General features: G+C 57.6%; 17 protein-coding genes. 13 read left to right on the top strand and 4 right to left on the bottom strand.

All coding sequences use genetic code 11. The annotated features are described in order from the left end of the window. Positions 1 to 32: 32 nt before the first annotated feature. The gene (locus GOW98_RS05880; protein ID WP_170330131.1) at positions 33 to 707 is read right to left on the bottom strand and encodes a PAS domain-containing protein; all 675 of its coding nucleotides are present in this window, start codon (positions 705 to 707) and stop codon (positions 33 to 35) included. Positions 708 to 939: 232 nt separating this feature from the next. Between GOW98_RS05880 and GOW98_RS05875 the strand changes: the two genes are divergently transcribed. From GOW98_RS05875 to GOW98_RS05820, 12 genes are all read left to right on the top strand, one after another. Beyond that, the gene (locus GOW98_RS05875) at positions 940 to 1830 is read left to right on the top strand and encodes a YicC/YloC family endoribonuclease (protein WP_170330130.1); all 891 of its coding nucleotides are present in this window, start codon (positions 940 to 942) and stop codon (positions 1828 to 1830) included. A gap of 17 nt (positions 1831 to 1847) precedes the next feature. Next, on the top strand, positions 1848 to 2489 hold the full coding sequence (gene gmk, locus GOW98_RS05870) for a guanylate kinase (RefSeq protein WP_170330129.1): 642 nt from the start codon (positions 1848 to 1850) through the stop codon (positions 2487 to 2489). Beyond that, on the top strand, positions 2486 to 3010 hold the full coding sequence (locus GOW98_RS05865; RefSeq protein ID WP_170330128.1) for a gamma carbonic anhydrase family protein: 525 nt from the start codon (positions 2486 to 2488) through the stop codon (positions 3008 to 3010). Before gmk ends, GOW98_RS05865 begins: the two co-directional genes overlap by 4 nt. Positions 3011 to 3028: 18 nt before the next feature. Further along, the gene (locus tag GOW98_RS05860) at positions 3029 to 4075 is read left to right on the top strand and encodes a sensor histidine kinase (RefSeq protein WP_170330127.1); all 1047 of its coding nucleotides are present in this window, start codon (positions 3029 to 3031) and stop codon (positions 4073 to 4075) included. Positions 4076 to 4278: 203 nt separating this feature from the next. Next, entirely contained in the window at positions 4279 to 5319 is a 1041-nt protein-coding gene (locus GOW98_RS05855; protein WP_170330126.1) for a substrate-binding domain-containing protein, read from the top strand. Between the two features lie 83 nt (positions 5320 to 5402). Beyond that, positions 5403 to 6875 carry a phosphate ABC transporter permease subunit PstC gene (gene pstC, locus GOW98_RS05850; RefSeq protein WP_170330125.1) on the top strand — a complete coding sequence of 491 codons (1473 nt, stop codon included), beginning with the start codon at positions 5403 to 5405 and terminating at the stop codon, positions 6873 to 6875. Next, positions 6872 to 8233 carry a phosphate ABC transporter permease PstA gene (gene pstA / locus GOW98_RS05845; protein WP_170330124.1) on the top strand — a complete coding sequence of 454 codons (1362 nt, stop codon included), beginning with the start codon at positions 6872 to 6874 and terminating at the stop codon, positions 8231 to 8233. Before pstC ends, pstA begins: the two co-directional genes overlap by 4 nt. Positions 8234 to 8245: 12 nt before the next feature. After that, entirely contained in the window at positions 8246 to 9043 is a 798-nt protein-coding gene (gene pstB, locus GOW98_RS05840) for a phosphate ABC transporter ATP-binding protein PstB (RefSeq protein ID WP_170330123.1), read from the top strand. Positions 9044 to 9059: 16 nt separating this feature from the next. Next, complete coding sequence (phoU, locus tag GOW98_RS05835) at positions 9060 to 9761, top strand: phosphate signaling complex protein PhoU (protein ID WP_170330122.1); 702 nt, start codon at positions 9060 to 9062, stop codon at positions 9759 to 9761. Positions 9762 to 9772: 11 nt separating this feature from the next. Continuing rightward, the gene (gene phoB, locus GOW98_RS05830; protein ID WP_170330121.1) at positions 9773 to 10462 is read left to right on the top strand and encodes a phosphate regulon transcriptional regulator PhoB; all 690 of its coding nucleotides are present in this window, start codon (positions 9773 to 9775) and stop codon (positions 10460 to 10462) included. Positions 10463 to 10573: 111 nt separating this feature from the next. Then, entirely contained in the window at positions 10574 to 11803 is a 1230-nt protein-coding gene (locus GOW98_RS05825) for an acyl-CoA dehydrogenase (protein WP_170330120.1), read from the top strand. 112 nt (positions 11804 to 11915) lie between these two features. Further along, positions 11916 to 12683: an SDR family oxidoreductase gene (locus GOW98_RS05820; protein ID WP_170330119.1), complete on the top strand. Its 768-nt coding sequence runs from the start codon at positions 11916 to 11918 to the stop codon at positions 12681 to 12683. Here GOW98_RS05820 and GOW98_RS05815 read toward each other — a convergent pair. Together GOW98_RS05815 and GOW98_RS05810 are read right to left on the bottom strand one after the other, a co-directional pair. Next, on the bottom strand, positions 12680 to 13549 hold the full coding sequence (locus tag GOW98_RS05815) for an acyl-CoA thioesterase (protein ID WP_170330118.1): 870 nt from the start codon (positions 13547 to 13549) through the stop codon (positions 12680 to 12682). The genes GOW98_RS05820 and GOW98_RS05815 overlap by 4 nt on opposite strands. Positions 13550 to 13600: 51 nt before the next feature. Continuing rightward, complete coding sequence (locus tag GOW98_RS05810; RefSeq protein WP_170330117.1) at positions 13601 to 14821, bottom strand: serine hydrolase domain-containing protein; 1221 nt, start codon at positions 14819 to 14821, stop codon at positions 13601 to 13603. A gap of 175 nt (positions 14822 to 14996) precedes the next feature. Here GOW98_RS05810 and GOW98_RS05805 point away from each other — a divergent pair, with 175 nt between their 5' ends. Further along, positions 14997 to 15602 (top strand): 2-hydroxychromene-2-carboxylate isomerase, encoded by a 606-nt coding sequence (locus GOW98_RS05805; protein ID WP_170330116.1) that lies wholly within the window; start codon positions 14997 to 14999, stop codon positions 15600 to 15602. Here the strand turns inward: GOW98_RS05805 and GOW98_RS05800 are convergent. Further along, positions 15599 to 16621, bottom strand: a complete 1023-nt coding sequence (locus tag GOW98_RS05800; RefSeq protein ID WP_170330115.1) for a phosphotransferase family protein — start codon at positions 16619 to 16621, stop codon at positions 15599 to 15601. The genes GOW98_RS05805 and GOW98_RS05800 overlap by 4 nt on opposite strands. Between the last annotated feature and the right edge of the window lie 21 nt (positions 16622 to 16642).

The raw sequence follows: 16642 nt of genomic DNA, 5'->3' as shown, positions 1-16642 counted from the left end.
GCGGGCCGTTTGGTCCGCCTTTTTCGTTGGGGTCAGTCGTCGCGGGACGAAACCAGTCGCAGATGTGATCCGGGGCGTTTGAACGCATCCTGTTCCTCGGCGAAACCGGCAAGTTCGCGTTCCACCTGTTGCTGCGGCGCCTGTACGTCCGATACTGCCCGAACGCGGGTGTCGGGGACGATGAACCGACGCGGTGTTGCGCCGATTGCGCCGTCACAGACCATCACGCCCAGCACGCGGCTCACATCGCCAAGGTCGCTTTTTAACGGCAGCAGTATCATGCGGGCCTGCAATTGGGTGCGACCCAGTCTGCCAGCCGACATCAGGCCAAGCTCGGCAATTGCGGGCTGGGCAAAAACCTGTTCGAGCACATCCGATATCTGCCCACGGGCGTTGGGTTCGAAAAAAGCGGTCAGGGGCATTCCGCGAACTTCCATGCCAGCCAGTTTGGTCAAATGGCTTCCGGCCAGACGAAACCGGGCCAGCCCCGGCGCGATGCGCTCCAGAATGAAGGTGTATTCCAGAACATTCTCAAGCCCGCGCGGATCGATCTGCGATCGCTTGGGCACGCCGTCACCTGTCAGAAGCGCAGTCCAGTACGCTTCGACCTGTCGGATGGGCGAGAGGCTGCGCCCGCTGTCAAAACGATCCATTGCGACGATCTTTCCAAAACTTGAACCGGAGCCATTTCCGAAAAAGGTTTTCATTTTCATCACCCTAGCGTCGATTGACCGTCATTTTCCTAAAATGCCAGATACCGGGACCATTTGCGCCCGACCAGCCACTGGCTTTGGTCAGATTGACACGGGTTAAGTCAATTTTGGAGGAATTCTTTAACGAATGGTTAACTTCTGGAGATCGGCTCAGAGTGAGCAAACTCTTGCCCTGCGCCTGCCGATAGCATTAGGTGCACCAAGCGAGCAGACAGGGGCAGCTAAGATGATCAGATCCATGACCGGTTTCGCCTCGGGCAAGGGGGCATTTGGACCTCATAGCTGGACGTGGGAGTTGCGCAGTGTAAACGGCAAGGGGCTGGATATGCGCCTGCGCTTGCCCGACTGGCTGACCGGGCTCGAAGCTGCCTTGCGTGCGCAAATCTCAAAAACGTTGAGCCGCGGCAATGTCACCCTGTCGCTAAAGCTGAGCCGCGATGAAACTGCGCCCGATCTTGCGCTGAATGAAACAGCCATGACCGCTGCGCTGACCGCGCTGGCGCGCACGCAGGAAATGGCTGCGGCCAGCGGTGTCACGCTGGCCCCGCCGACAGCGGCTGAGTTGATTGGCATCAAGGGGATGTTGGAGGCCGGCAGCGATGTCGATGACCCCGCGCCGCTGGTCGAGCAATTGACGAATGAATTTGCCCCGCTTTTGGCGGCCTTTGTCGACATGCGCCAAACCGAGGGTAAGGCGCTGGCCGACATTCTGGACGGGCAACTGACGCAGGTGGCTCAACTGACCGAACAGGCGGCGGAGCTGGCCGAGCAACGCAAGGACAAAACCGCCGAGGCGCTGCGGGAAAATCTGGCGCGTGTGCTGGACAATGCGCAAGGCGCAGATCCGGACCGGGTAGCGCAGGAACTGGCGCTGCTTGCCGTGAAATCGGATATCACCGAGGAAATCGACCGCCTCAAAGCCCATGTCACCGCCGCACGAGATTTGCTGTCGCAGGACGTAGCCGTCGGACGCAAGCTGGACTTCCTGATGCAGGAGTTTAACCGCGAGGCCAATACGCTGTGTTCGAAAGCACAAAGCGCCGATCTGACCTCGGTGGGGCTTGAGTTGAAGGCGGTAATAGACCAGATGCGCGAACAAGTGCAAAATGTTGAATGATTATGGGAACGACTGAAATGGCAGATCGCCGCGGCCTACTTATCATCCTGTCTTCGCCCTCGGGCGCGGGAAAATCCACTCTGGCCCGTCGGCTGATGGCCTGGGACGAAGGGCTGGAGTTTTCGGTCTCGGCCACCACCCGCGCGGCCCGTCCGGGTGAGGAACATGGGCGCGAGTATTACTTCCTGTCCGAGGATGAGTTCAAACAGCAGGTCGCTGACGGGCAGATGTTGGAGCACGCGCACGTGTTCGGGAATTTCTATGGCTCACCCGCCGGTCCTGTTCGGGATTCCATCAACGCTGGCCGGGATGTGCTGTTTGACGTCGATTGGCAGGGTGAGGTTCAGATTCGCAACTCGGATCTGGGTAAACACGCGTTGTCGATCTTCATTCTGCCACCCTCGATCCCCGAACTGCGCCGTCGTTTGGAAACGCGCGGGCAAGACAGCGAGGACGTGATCGCCAAACGGATGCTGAAAAGCTGGGATGAGATCAGCCACTGGGGCTATTACGACTATGTGCTGGTCAATGACGATCTGGATGCGACCGAGGAAAAGCTGAAAACCATCGTCAGCGCCGAACGGATGCGCCGTATCCAGCAGCCAAAACTGCAAAACCACGTGCGTACCCTGCAAAACGAATTCGAGGGGCTGTCATGACCATCTACGCCTTGGGGGAACACGCGCCGAAAATCCACGAGGATACATGGGTAGCACCCGACGCCAATCTGGTCGGGAAAGTGGTGTTAGAGCAGGGCGCCTCGGTCTGGTTCGGTTGCACAATCCGCGCCGACCATGAAGAGATTCGCGTGGGCGAAGGCAGCAACGTGCAGGAAGACTGCATCATGCATATCGATGCCGGCTTTCCGCTGACCATCGGTAAGAACTGCACCATCGGGCATAAGGTGATGCTGCATGGCTGCACGATCGGGGAAAACACGCTGATCGGGATGGGAGCCATTGTTCTGAACGGGGCGAAGATCGGCAAAAATTGCCTGATCGGGGCAGGGGCCTTGATCACCGAGTGCAAGGAAATTCCCGACAATTCACTTGTCATGGGGGCGCCCGGCAAGGTCGTGCGGCAACTGGATGAGGCGGCGGCGCAGAAAATCACCCTCAGCGCGTTGCATTATCAGCAGAACATGCGCCGGTTTCGTGATGAGATGAAGCCTGTGGTCTAGTCTGGAAAGATCGAGACAATGTCAGACGACCTGCTTGCCGAATTTGTGTCGGCCATTCCGATGCCCGCCCTGATGGTCGATCAGACCGAGCGAATCATCGCGGCCAATACCGACGCAAAGACCTTTCTGGCTCAAAATATCGTCGGTAGGCACTTCGCCACGATCCTGCGGCAGCCACAGGTGATTGAGGCGATTGAACAGGCGCTGCGAACCAAAGGTCCGGCCAAGACACGGCACTTGTCCAATGACGGCGCGCAAGACACCACGTTCGAGGTCGAATGCCGCTATCTTAACGGTGTCGGCGCGGTGTCCGGCGGGGCGATGCTGGCGATCTTTCAGGACGTCACGCATGTTGAACAGGCCAGTCAAATGCGCCGCGATTTCGTCGCTAATGTCAGCCACGAGTTGCGCACGCCTCTGACCGCTTTGATGGGGTTTATCGAAACGCTGCGCGGTCCGGCCCGCGAAGATGCAGCTGCCCGCGACCGTTTCCTGCAAATCATGACCGATGAGGCCAACCGGATGAACCGGCTGGTGGGGGATTTGCTGTCCCTGAACCGCGTCGAAAGCGAAGAGCGTGTGCGGCCGAAGGAACAGCTTGAGCTGACGGGCCTGCTGCAGTCGACGCTGAACTCTCTGCGCCCTCTGGCCGAGGATGCTGAGGTACAGTTGACGCTGATGGCTCCGGATGATCCTGTCTCGCTGATAGGGGATAACGATCAGCTGCGCCAAGTCTTCACCAACCTGATCGAAAACGGCATCAAATACGGTGGCAGCGGTGGCAGTGTCGAGATTCGCGTACTGCCATCGGAACGTGATTCTGCAATGCGGGGTCCGGCGGTTCGGGTGCAGGTGATCGACAAGGGGCCGGGCATTGATGCGGTCCATCTGCCGCGCCTGACCGAGCGATTCTATCGTGCCGACAGTCACAGGTCCCGGCAACTGGGCGGGACGGGGCTGGGCCTTGCCATCGTGAAACACATCATCAACCGCCATCGCGGGCGGCTGCGGGTCGAAAGCGATCTGGGTAAAGGCGCGACATTCACCGTTATTCTGCCGCGGTGACCCCTTAATTTAACAGTGATCAAAGCGGTTTCGTTTACCTATGTGAACGCTGCATGTCTGCTTTGCGTCAGGTCAGTAAGAATTTCTGTGGACTGTCATAAAGCTGTTACAAACCTGTCACAAAAGGCTTACGCACGGTCCGTAGAGGTGCCTGCAAGATCATCATGGGGGTGATCACCAACTACATTCTCAAGGAGACTGAAATGTCCTTTGTAAAACTGTCGGCTTCGGCTCTTGCCATCGCTGCTGTCTCGGCCACTGCGGCCGCCGCTCGTGATCAGGTACAGGTTGCCGGTTCCTCGACCGTTCTGCCTTACGCTTCGATCGTTGCAGAAGCCTTCGGTGAAAATTTTGACTTCCCGACACCGGTTGTTGAGTCGGGCGGTTCCTCGGCGGGCCTGAAGCGTTTCTGTGAAGGTGTTGGCGAAAACACCATCGACGTTGCAAACGCATCGCGCGCCATCCGCGAAAAAGAAATCAAAGCATGTGCCGAAAACGGCGTTACCGACATCATCGAAGTTCAGATCGGTTATGACGGCATCGTTTTCGCATCCGACATCAACGGCAACTCGTTCGAGTTCACGCCGGAAGACTGGTACAAAGCCCTGTCCGCTCAGATCGTTGTTGACGGCCAGCTGGTCGACAACCCAAACAAAACCTGGGCCGACGTAAACCCCGCGTTCCCGGCGCAGCCGATCGCAGCCTTCATCCCCGGCACCAAGCACGGCACCCGTGAAGTGTTCGAAGACAAGGTGATCCTGGCTGGTTGTGAGCACCTGGGCGACTTCGACGTCTACAAAGCTGCCAACGGCGACGACAAGAAAGCTGCTGAAAAAGCCTGTATCGCTCTGCGTACCGACGGCGTTTCGGTCGACATCGACGGCGATTACACCGAGACCCTGGCCCGCATCGACAGCAACAAGGACGGCATCGGCGTCTTTGGTCTGGCGTTCTACGAGAACAACACCGACAAGCTGCAGGTCGCGACCATGTCCGGCATCGTGCCTTCGACCGAGACGATCGCTTCGGGTGAATACCCCGTTTCGCGCCCGCTGTTCTTCTACGTGAAGAAAGCCCATATCGGCGTGATCCCCGGCCTGAAAGAATATGCTGAGTTCTTCGTCGCTGACGAGATCGCAGGCCCCGACGGCCCGCTGGCCGAGTACGGTCTGGTGTCCGATCCGGAACTGGCAAAAGTTCAGGAAGCTGTTTCCAGCGAAACCGTTCTGGGCGGCGGCTCCTAATCACCCTTGTGAACGGAACCGGGGCGTTTTATGCGCGCCCCGGTTCTTTTTGACTCCATCTCTGCCATCCCCACGGAGTTCTCATGGCGTTATCCTGGCTATTGCTTATCCTGCTTGCGCTGGCAGTGATCGGATATTTCACGGGTCGGTCCCGTGCCTTGGCAAGCGCGGGAGGTGACGCCCGCGAATTGCACTCTTTGCCCTCTTACTACGGCTACAACGTTGCCATGACGGCGCTTGTTCCGGCTTTGGGCGTTCTGATTGTCTGGCTTCTGGTGCAGCCGATGATCGTCAATAGCACCGTATCCGGTCTCATCCCCGATCAGGCGATTCCTGAAGGATCGGATCGTGGCCTGATCATGAGCGAAGTGCGCCGCGTGGCCGATGGCCTGAGCGGTGCCGTTGCAACAGGTGCTGTGACTGAAACACAGGCACAGGACGCGAACGCGGATATTGATGAACTGACTAAGGCTCTGAAAGACGCCGGGCAGGTCCTGACGCAGGATATCACCCAGCCCATTCTGGTCGCGGCTCAGAAATACCGCAGCATGACCGGGACCGGGTCGGTGGCGATGCAGGTTATCGTTCTGGCGCTGGCTCTGTTGGGTGCAGCCTTTGCCTATGTGCGGACGCACAAGGAATTCCGCGCCCGTAACGTGGTCGAGCAGGGCGTTCTTGCACTGCTGTTGTTGGCTGCGTCGATTGCGATCCTGACAACGGTCGGCATCGTGTTGTCGATGCTGTTCGAAACCATGAACTTCTTCCAGCTGCATTCGTGGAAAGACTTCTTCTTCGGCAGTACCTGGGCCCCGAACTTCCGCGGGGGCAGTGAGCTGTCGATCCTACCGTTACTATGGGGCACGCTTTACATCTCGCTGATCGCGCTGCTGGTGGCCGTGCCCATTGGCCTGTTCGCCGCGATCTACTTGTCGGAATATGCCTCGGGTGCAACTCGCGCGCTTGCCAAACCGCTGCTTGAGATCCTCGCCGGTATTCCGACCATCGTTTACGGTCTGTTTGCCTTGCTGACGGTAGGCCCGGCGCTGGTGGCTCTGTTCGGAGAGGGCGGGGCGCTTGGGGTGGGCTGGATGGCCAGTTCCAACGCGGTTCTGACGGCGGGTCTGGTCATGGGCATCATGCTTATCCCGTTTGTCTCGTCTCTGTCGGACGACATCATCAACGCGGTGCCGCAGTCGATGCGCGATGGCTCTCTGGGGCTGGGCGCGACCAAATCCGAAACCGTACGTCAGGTGGTTCTGCCCGCCGCGCTGCCGGGGATTGTGGGTGCCATCCTGCTGGCCGCGAGCCGCGCCATTGGTGAGACCATGATCGTGGTGATGGCCGCTGGCGCTATCGCCAAGTTCTCGGGCAACCCGTTCGAGGCGATGACCACCATCACCACCCGGATCGTCAGCCAGCTGACCGGCGACACAGACTTTGCCAGCCCCGAAACACTGGTGGCTTTTGCGCTGGGTCTGACCCTGTTCATCATCACGTTGGGGCTGAACATCTTTGCCCTCTACATCGTACGCAAATACCGGGAGCAGTACGAATGACTGATATTTCCCAAAACCCTGACGCTGCTCCTGTTGCGAAGCCGAAAGGCGGGTCGCTGTTCGAAAAGGACGCGCGCACCAAACGCCGTAACGCTGCCGAAGGTCGGTTCAAACTGTATGGCATCGCGGCCATCGGTATCGGTCTTCTGATGCTGGTCGTTCTTGTGACCAACATCGTCACCGCCGGTACGGGCGCATTCCAGCAGAGCTTTCTTGAGCTTGATGTCGAACTGAAAGAAGACAAGCTGGACAAGAAGGGCAACCGCAATATCGAGGACATCAAGAAGGTTTCGACCTTTGGCTATGCGCCTCTGATCGCTTCGGCGTTGGAAGCCGAAGTACAGAAGCTGGGCATCCAGACGGACCTGTCGCCCAAGGACATGGGCAAGATCCTGTCCAAGGCCGCACAGGCCGAGTTGCGGGACTATGTCATCTCGAACCCTGATGAGATTGGCAAAACCGTCAGCTTCCGTTTTCTGGTCAACAGCCGCGTCGATGGCTATATGAAGGGCCGCGTAACCCGCGAGTCCATCGCCAACGACAAGAGCATCACCACCGCTCAGCTGGATTTTGTAGACCAACTGCGGGACGCGGGTGTGCTGTACAAGGCCTTTAACCCGGACTTCATCTTTGGCGCGGACGCATCCGACCAACGGCCCGAGGCTGCGGGGATCGGCGTATCCATGCTGGGCTCGTTGTTCATGATGTTCGTGGTGCTGGCGCTAGCACTGCCCATCGGCGTTGCGGCCTCGATTTACCTTGAGGAATTCGCGCCGCAGAACCGCCTGACGGATATTATCGAGGTCAACATCTCGAACCTGGCCGCCGTTCCGTCGATCGTGTTCGGTATCCTTGGTCTGGCCGTGTTCATCAACTACATGCACCTGCCGACCTCGGCACCGCTGGTGGGCGGTCTGGTGCTGACTTTGATGACCCTGCCGACGATCATCATCTCGACCCGCGCGTCGCTGAAAGCGGTTCCGCCGTCGATCCGTGACGCGGCGCTTGGGGTAGGGGCCTCGAAAATGCAGGCCGTGTTCCATCACGTCCTGCCGCTGGCTGCGCCCGGCATTCTAACCGGCACCATCATCGGTCTGGCGCAGGCGCTGGGGGAAACCGCGCCGCTGCTGCTGATCGGGATGGTGGGCTTTATTGCCTCGAACCCGCCCGACGGGCTAGTTGCTGGCTTCCTGTCGCCGAACTCGGCCATGCCGGCGCAGATCTACGAGTGGTCCAAACGCGCCGACCCGGCCTTTTATGAACGCGCATGGGGAGGGATCATCATTCTGTTGATCTTCCTCGTGACAATGAACACCATCGCGGTCATCTTGCGCCGCCGCTTTGAACGCCGCTGGTAAGGGGTGCTTATGATGAATGACATGACACGAGTGGAGAGAGCTGTGGACTCCAAAGCAATTAAGATCGCCGCGAACAAGGTTCAGGTCTACTACGGCGACACCCACGCCATCAAAGACGTGGATGTGAGGATCGAAGACAAGACCGTGACGGCCTTTATCGGCCCGTCGGGCTGCGGCAAGTCCACGTTTCTGCGCTGCCTGAATCGGATGAACGACACCATCGACATCTGCCGGGTCGAGGGCGACATTCTGCTGGACGGTGAAGACATCTACGACAAGCGCGTTGACCCTGTGCAGCTGCGCGCCAAGGTGGGCATGGTGTTCCAGAAACCGAACCCGTTCCCCAAGTCGATCTATGACAACGTGGCCTATGGCCCACGCATCCACGGTCTTGCCAAGAACAAGGCGGAACTAGATGAAATCGTTGAGAAATCCCTGCGCCGTGGCGCGATCTGGGATGAGGTCAAGGATCGTCTGGATGCGCCAGGTACTGGTCTGTCGGGCGGTCAGCAGCAGCGTCTGTGCATCGCACGCGCTGTCGCGACCGAACCCGAAGTTCTGCTGATGGACGAACCGTGCTCGGCGCTGGACCCGATTGCAACCGCGCAGGTCGAGGAACTGATCGACGAACTGCGCTCGCGCTATTCGGTGGTGATCGTCACCCACTCGATGCAACAGGCCGCGCGGGTCAGCCAGAAAACCGCCTTCTTCCACCTTGGGAACCTCGTCGAGTTTGGCGAGACGGGTCAGATATTCACCAACCCCGAAGACCCCCGCACGGAAAGCTACATCACCGGCCGGATCGGCTGAGCACAGGTATTCAGATATGACCGAACAACATATTGCATCTGCTTTCGACCGCGACCTTGAGGCGATTCAGGCCCACATCATGAAGATGGGCGGCCTTGTCGAAGCCGCCATCATGAGCGCGGCGCGTTCGTTGGAAACCCGGGATGAAGAACTCGCCCAGCAGGTCCGTCAGGGCGACAAGGCCATTGATGCTCTGGAAGAATTGATCGACGAAGAAACCGCGCGTCTGATCGCATTGCGGGCCCCCACCGCCAGCGATTTGCGTTTGGTTCTGTCGGTTCTCAAAGTGTCCGGCAACCTCGAACGTATCGGTGACTACTCGAAAAACATCGCCAAGCGGACAACGGTTCTGGTCAATGCCGGCGAAATCAATGGCAGCGCCGCCGCCCTGCGCCGCATGGCGCGCGAGGTTGAACGGATGCTGCGCGATGCGCTGGATGCCTATATCCAACGCGACGCCGAGCTGGCCACCGATGTCATAAACCGCGACGAGGAAGTGGACCAGATGTACAATGGCCTGTTCCGCGAGTTCCTGACCTTCATGGCCGAGGACCCGCGCAACATCTCTTCCTGTATGCACCTGCATTTCATCGCCAAGAATATCGAGCGTATGGGCGACCATGTGACCGCAATTGCCGAGCAGGTTGTCTATCTCGTGACCGGTGAACGCCCGACCGAGGCGCGCCCGAAAGCCGATATAACCTCGCAATCCGCCTAGGAGTTTGACGAATGTCCGCTGATCAACCGACCGTACTGGTTGTCGAGGATGAGCTGGCACAGCGTGAAGTGCTGGCCTATAACCTCGAAGCTGAAGGGTTCCGCGTGTCAAAGGCTGCTAGCGGCGACGAAGCCATGCTGTTGGTCGACGAAGAACACCCGGATATCATCGTGCTGGATTGGATGATGCCGAACCTCAGCGGCATCGAGGTTTGCCGCCGTCTTAAATCCCGCCCGGATACCCGGTCGATCCCGATCATCATGCTGTCGGCTCGCACCGAAGAAGTTGACAAAGTGCGCGGTCTGGAAACCGGCGCCGATGACTATGTGGTCAAGCCGTATTCGGTGGTCGAGCTGATGGCGCGCGTGCGGACACAACTGCGCCGCGTTCGGCCCGCGACTGTTGGCCTGCGGCTGGAGTTTGACGATATCATCTTGGATTCGGAAACGCACAAGGTCAGCCGCGACAGCAAGCCTTTGAAACTGGGCCCGACCGAGTTCCGCCTGCTGAGCACCTTCATGGAAAAACCGGGCCGGGTCTGGAGTCGCGAGCAACTGCTCGACCGGGTCTGGGGTCGCGATATTTATGTCGATACGCGCACCGTTGACGTCCATATCGGCCGTCTGCGCAAAGCGCTGACGCAACATGGCGGTGAAGACCCGGTGCGCACGGTTCGTGGAGCCGGATACGCGCTGGGGTAAAAGCCGGGGCAGGGGTATGAGTTTTGCTCATGGTCGGATGCGAAACTCTTACTGTCTTTTAGTCCGGGGCCGGGTTAGGTTGCGTCGAAGCTGACTAAGCGGAGATGCATCATGAACGCCCCTAACACCAAGCCAACTCTCCGAGCCAAAGACGCGCCCGACATGGGCAAGTTCGCATGGGATGATCCGTTTCGTCTGTCCGACCAGTTGAACGAAGACGAACGCATGATTGCGGCCAGCGCGCAGGCTTATGCGCAGGAAAAACTGCAACCGCGCGTGACTGAAGCGTTTCAAAACGAAGAAACGGACCCCGAGATTTTCCGTGAAATGGGCGACATGGGCCTGTTGGGCACCACGATTCCAGAGGAATACGGTGGGCTTGGGGCAGGGTACGTCTCTTACGGTTTAGTCGCACGTGAAGTCGAGCGTGTAGATTCCGGCTATCGCTCGATGATGTCGGTGCAAAGCTCTTTGGTTATGTATCCGATCTATGCCTATGGTAGCGAGGAACAGCGCCGGAAATACCTGCCGAAACTGGCCAGCGGTGAATGGATCGGTTGTTTTGGCCTGACCGAGGCTGACGCAGGCTCTGACCCGGCCGGAATGAAAACGAAGGCCGAGAAGATTGACGGGGGCTATCGTCTGACCGGCAGTAAGATGTGGATCTCGAACGCACCGATTGCGGATGTGTTTGTGGTGTGGGCCAAGTCCGATGCTCATGACGGTAAAATCCGTGGCTTTGTGCTTGATAAGGGCGTCAAAGGTCTGAGTGCGCCTAAAATTCAGAACAAACTAAGCCTGCGTGCCTCGATAACCGGCGAGATTGTTCTGGACGGTGTTGAGGTCGATGAAAGCGCGCTGCTGCCGCATGTTCAGGGCCTCAAGGGTCCTTTTGGCTGTTTGAACCGCGCGCGGTACGGTATTAGCTGGGGTGTTATGGGGGCGGCTGAGTGCTGTTGGCACGCAGCGCGTCAATACGGGTTGGATCGGAAACAGTTCAATCGGCCGCTGGCGCAGACACAACTGTATCAACGCAAGCTGGCGGACATGCAGACCGAAATCGCCTTGGCGTTGCAAGCGAGCCTGCGCGTTGGTCGTCTGATGGATCAGGCCGAAGCCGCGCCCGAAATGATCTCGATCGTCAAACGCAACAACTGCGGCAAAGCGCTGGATATCACGCGGATGGCGCGTGACATGCACGGGGGCAACGGTATCTCGTTGGAGTTCCAGGTTATTCGACACATGGTCAACCTTGAGACGGTGAACACCTATGAAGGCACGCATGACGTGCACGCGCTGATCCTTGGGCGGGCGCAAACCGGGTTGCAGGCGTTTTACTGAATAAGTCGCGTAATTGGTATTATGGTAAAAAGCCTGTTGGACCAAATGCCAGATTGCACAACAAACCAAACACGTTACGGTACAAACCCGAACCAGCTTTCGGGATTGTAACATGGAACTGAGCGGAAAAACTGTGGTTGTTACCGGAGCCGCTCAGGGCATTGGCAAAGGTCTGGCTGAGCGGTTCGCCCGCGACGGAGCCATTGTGGTTTGTTCGGACATAGACGCCGACTGCGTTCAACACGTGGCCAAAGCCATTGGCGGCCACGCGCTAGTCTGCGACGTTTCAAAAGAATCTGACATTCAGATGTTGATCGAGACCGTAGAAAAAACGATCGGTCCGATTGACCTGTTTTGCGCGAATGCCGGTATTTTAACGCTTGGTGGTCCGGAGGTTCCCGACGAAGATTGGGATCGGACCTGGAAGATCAATGTCATGTCCCATGTCTGGACAGCGCGCCACTTAGTGCCACGGATGATCAAGCGTGGCAGCGGTTACATCATGATATCGGCTTCGGCGGCTGGACTATTGAACCAGCCAGGTGCCGCGCCATATGGTGTCACGAAACACGCAGCGGTTGGTTTTGCCGAGTGGCTGTCGTTGACCTATGGGCACAAAGGTTTGCGTGTGTCGGTCCTGTGCCCTCAGGCTGTACGGTCCGAAATTACACGTGGACACGAGGTTTCAGTGGCGTCGATTGATGGCATGTTAGAGCCCGAAGACGTGGCGCAAGCATGTGTCGAAGCCATCAGATCCGAGCAGTTTCTGGTGCTGCCGCATCCTCAGGTTTTGGATTATATTCGCCACAAGGCCGGAGATTATGATCGTTGGCTTGGTGGAATGCGTAAGCTAAATCAGCAGTTTATAGAGGATACTTAAGATTTCCTGCGCGTTTTTCGCATCAAGCCTTCCTGAGTGACCGACGCGACCAGAGTACCATCTTTTGCGTAAATCGAGCCACGGTTGAAGTTGCGTCCCTGCCCGCTCCACGGCGACTCCATCGCGTAGAGATGCCAATTCTCAAAGTGAACCGGAGCATGAAACCACAATGCATGATCAAGGCTGGCCAAATTGACCTCACCACTGAACCAGCTCAGCCCATGCGGCCTCATTCCGGACGTCATCAGATACATGTCAGACGCGTAGGCCAATAGAAGGTGCTGTGTCACCGGATCGGTGCCCGCAGCGGCCGCCATGCGGAACCAGATTTGATTGTGATCGTCAGATTTTCCGGGGTTGAAAGGATTCAGGTGGTTAACCTCGCGTACCTGGATTGGCCGTTCGCGCAACAGCTCTCCGCGCAATTTCTCGGGAACCTGATCGACGTATCGTTGTCGCAACTCAGATCGGTCCGGGTAGTTTTCCGGGGCTTTGGTCTGCGGCATGGCATGTTGATGGTCCCAACCTTCGTCCTGAACATGGAAAGAGGCCGACATGTTCAGGATTTGCTTGCCGTTCTGGATCGCGACCACACGCCGTGTGGTCATTGAACCTCCATCTCGCGCCCTATCAACTTGATAAATAACGGGAATAGATGGATCTCCGGCGCGAATGAAATAGGCGTGCAGAGAATGGCACAACCGATCTTCAACCGTGCGGTAAGCGGCCGCCAGAGCTTGCGCGATCACCTGTCCGCCGAAAATACGGGTCGGCGTTTCGCCTCCGGAACCTGTGCCGCGAAACAGGTCGACCTCAAGCCTCTCGATGTCCAAAAGATCAAGAAGAATGCGCTCTGCTTCGGTCATTCTGCGGTCTCCGGTTGGTCGTCTCGGGCTTGGGTATCAGCGCCGGAAAGGTCATTCAATCATTGCCCCGAGGACAAGCGCTTTTAGCTCCGCCCGCGACGGGTAGGAACTGGACGGTGACAGCTGTGTGAAGAAGACGGTTGTCAGATCGTTCTGACGGTCGATCCAGAAAAAGGTGGACGCCATGCCGCCCCAGCTAAAATCGCCAACCGAGCCCGGCACACGAGTTCGTCCCGGGTTCAGCACCACCGCGCCGCCCAATCCAAAACCGGTGCCTTCCATGGGTTGCTCGGCAAAGCTTTGCGGTCCCATCGAGGCAATGTCGCCCGGTAAGTGGTTGCGCAGCATGTAATCTACGGTCTTGGGTCCCAACAGACGGTGCCCGGTGCCCTGCCCCCGGTTCCGCAACATTTCTGCAAACCGCGCATAATCGTCGATTGTGCCTACCAGACCACCGCCACCTGAGAATGTCGTGGTGTGTTCAAACGGCGATTCTCCGGCCTGATCGACAAGCCGCTGGGTCTCACCACCGGTTTCAGCCGAATTCAGCGCCATCGCATCCCCGGCCAGAGGGGTATAGAGCGAGGCAAACCGATCCCCTGCCCCCGAAGGCACCCGAAAACCGGTATCCTGCATTCCCAGCGGTTCAAAGATTTCCTGCGCGAAGAACTGATCCAGAGGTTGGCCCGAAACCACCTCGATCACGCGGCCCAGAACATCTATGCCGACAGAGTATTCCCAGCGGGTGCCCGGTTGAAACGCCAGTGGAAAGGTGGCCAAATCGGTCACACGATCCGCCAGAAGTCCTTGATTTGGCTTGAACATCAGGTCTTTTTCATCCATCGCCTTAGGCAGCACTCCGGGATTGAACGGATAGCTGAGACCGCTTGTGTGGGTTAGCAGTTGATGCAGCGTCGGTGTCGGAGCGTCCTCGGTTTGATCTATTCTCTCCGCGTCTGGTATCAAGGCTTGCATGTCGAGAAATTCCGGAAGGAAATCCGATAGTTGCGCGTCCAGATGAAACAAGCCGCGTTCCGCCAGCATCATCAGCGCGACAGTGGTCACCGGTTTGGTCATCGAGTAGATGCGCGCGATTGTGTCACGCTGAAACGGCAGATCGATTTCGACACTTCTTTGGCCGCAGGCATTGAAAAACACCTCGGCCCCTTTGTGTTTCACCAGCAAGGAACTGCCTGCGTATTTCCGTTCATCGACATAGCGTTGCATCCAGTCGGTGATACGGTCCAGGCGCTTGGGGTCGAACGCTGTCATCTGTGATCCGCTCTCTGTCTCATTGCCGCGATCTTGCGGCCTTACACGCTGAATTGACAGAGAATTCGACCAGAACGGTACGTTTGGCTCATCGGGCTGCTACACTGAGAGGGTAGCGGATTCGCTGGTTACGAGTTGGAGAGATTTCACCACCCAACCCTCTTGGAGGAGAAATATGACGCAACGCATCGAATTTGTTTACGATTTCTGTAGCCCAAATGCATTTCTCGCCTACAAGGCCCTGCCCGCGCTGGCTAACAAGCATCGCGCCAAGGTGGACCACGTTCCCGTTCTGCTGGCTACGGTTTTCAAAGCCACCAACAACCAGAACCCGTTTCAGGCGTTCTCGGAAAACCGCAAGAAAACAGCATACCTGACCCATGATCTGCATCGTTTTGCGCGTGCACGGGCTATAAGCTTCCACATGAGCCCACACTTTCCAGTCAATACAAAATTCGCCATGCGCGGCGCGGTGTTTGCAATGGGTAAACCGTGGGAAGCCAAATACATTGATGCCATATTTGATGCAATCTGGGTGCATGGTCAAAAGGTTGACGAGATCGGTGTTCTCACCGAAATCCTGCAGGAGAATGAACTGCCAGTACGCAAGATTCGCGAGGCGATGACCAGCGTCGAGGTCAAGCAGCAGCTTAAGGAACAGACGAAGGCCGCCGTAAAGCGCGGTGTGTTTGGGGTGCCCAGCCTCTTCGCAGGGACCGAAATGTTCTTTGGAAAGAACAGTCTTGGAAATCTGGAACTGGAGCTTTCAAAGAATTCCTAGGCCTTTAGCGCGGCCAACCCATGCTGCGCGAACATCGGGACATACGAGCCAAGAACCAAGGCGCGTTCCGGGTCCGAGGCGTTGCCATCTTGCGCGCGTTTGTAAACACCTTGCAGAATTCCAGCCATGCGAAAGAAATTGAACGCCAGATAGAAGCCGAAATTGTCGATGCCGGAGAGACCGCGACGCTGGCAATACAGGTTGATAAAGGCCTGATCTGACGGCAGCCCCAGACTTTCGCGGTCAATGCCCGCCAGCCCCCGGCCCTCGGTGCCGGGCGGCATCCTCCATTGCATGATTACAGCCGCCAGATCCGCATATGGGTGTCCGATGGTTGAAAGTTCCCAATCCAGAACACCGATGCATCGGGTTCCCTGCTTTTCGAACATCAGGTTATCAATGCGATAGTCTCCGTGCACCAGCGTCCGTTGGCCGTCATCTTCGGGCACCGAGTGTTCAAGCGCACCAATCAGAGCGTTCATCTCGGGGATTTCCGAGGTTTCCGACGCGCGGTACTGTTTAATCCAGCGCGCGATCTGGCGATCGAAGTAGTTACCGGGCGGACCATAGTCGGAAAGACCTGCCGCCTCGATATCAACCATGTGCAGTGCGGCCAAAACCCGGTTCATTTCATCCAGAACGGCGCTGCGCGTTTCTTTATTTTCCCCACTCATGGTGGGTTCTAGGAAGACGCGCCCTTCGAGACGTTCCATGACGTAAAAATCCGAGCCGATGACGCTGTCGTCTTGGCACAGCAGGTACATCCGGGGGACTGGCACGGCGCTGTCAGCCAATGCAGTCTGCACGCGGAATTCACGGTCAACCGCATGGGCGGATTTCAGCAATGTTCCCGGAGGTTTGCGGCGCAAAACATACGCCTTTTCTGGTGTTTGTAGCAGAAAGGTTGGGTTGGATTGTCCAACCTCGAATTTCGTAGCCTCCAGTGGGCCGCGATACCCAGGAAGATGGGTGCTGAGATAGGTATCGACGGCCGCAAGGTCTAAATGTGTGTTGTTCATCCTGCTCCTCCGTGTCTCAGC

The organism is Ruegeria arenilitoris (assembly GCF_013032445.1).
In the GTDB taxonomy this organism is placed as follows: domain Bacteria; phylum Pseudomonadota; class Alphaproteobacteria; order Rhodobacterales; family Rhodobacteraceae; genus Ruegeria; species Ruegeria arenilitoris_F.
This window is presented reverse-complemented; position numbering and strand designations above follow the sequence as displayed.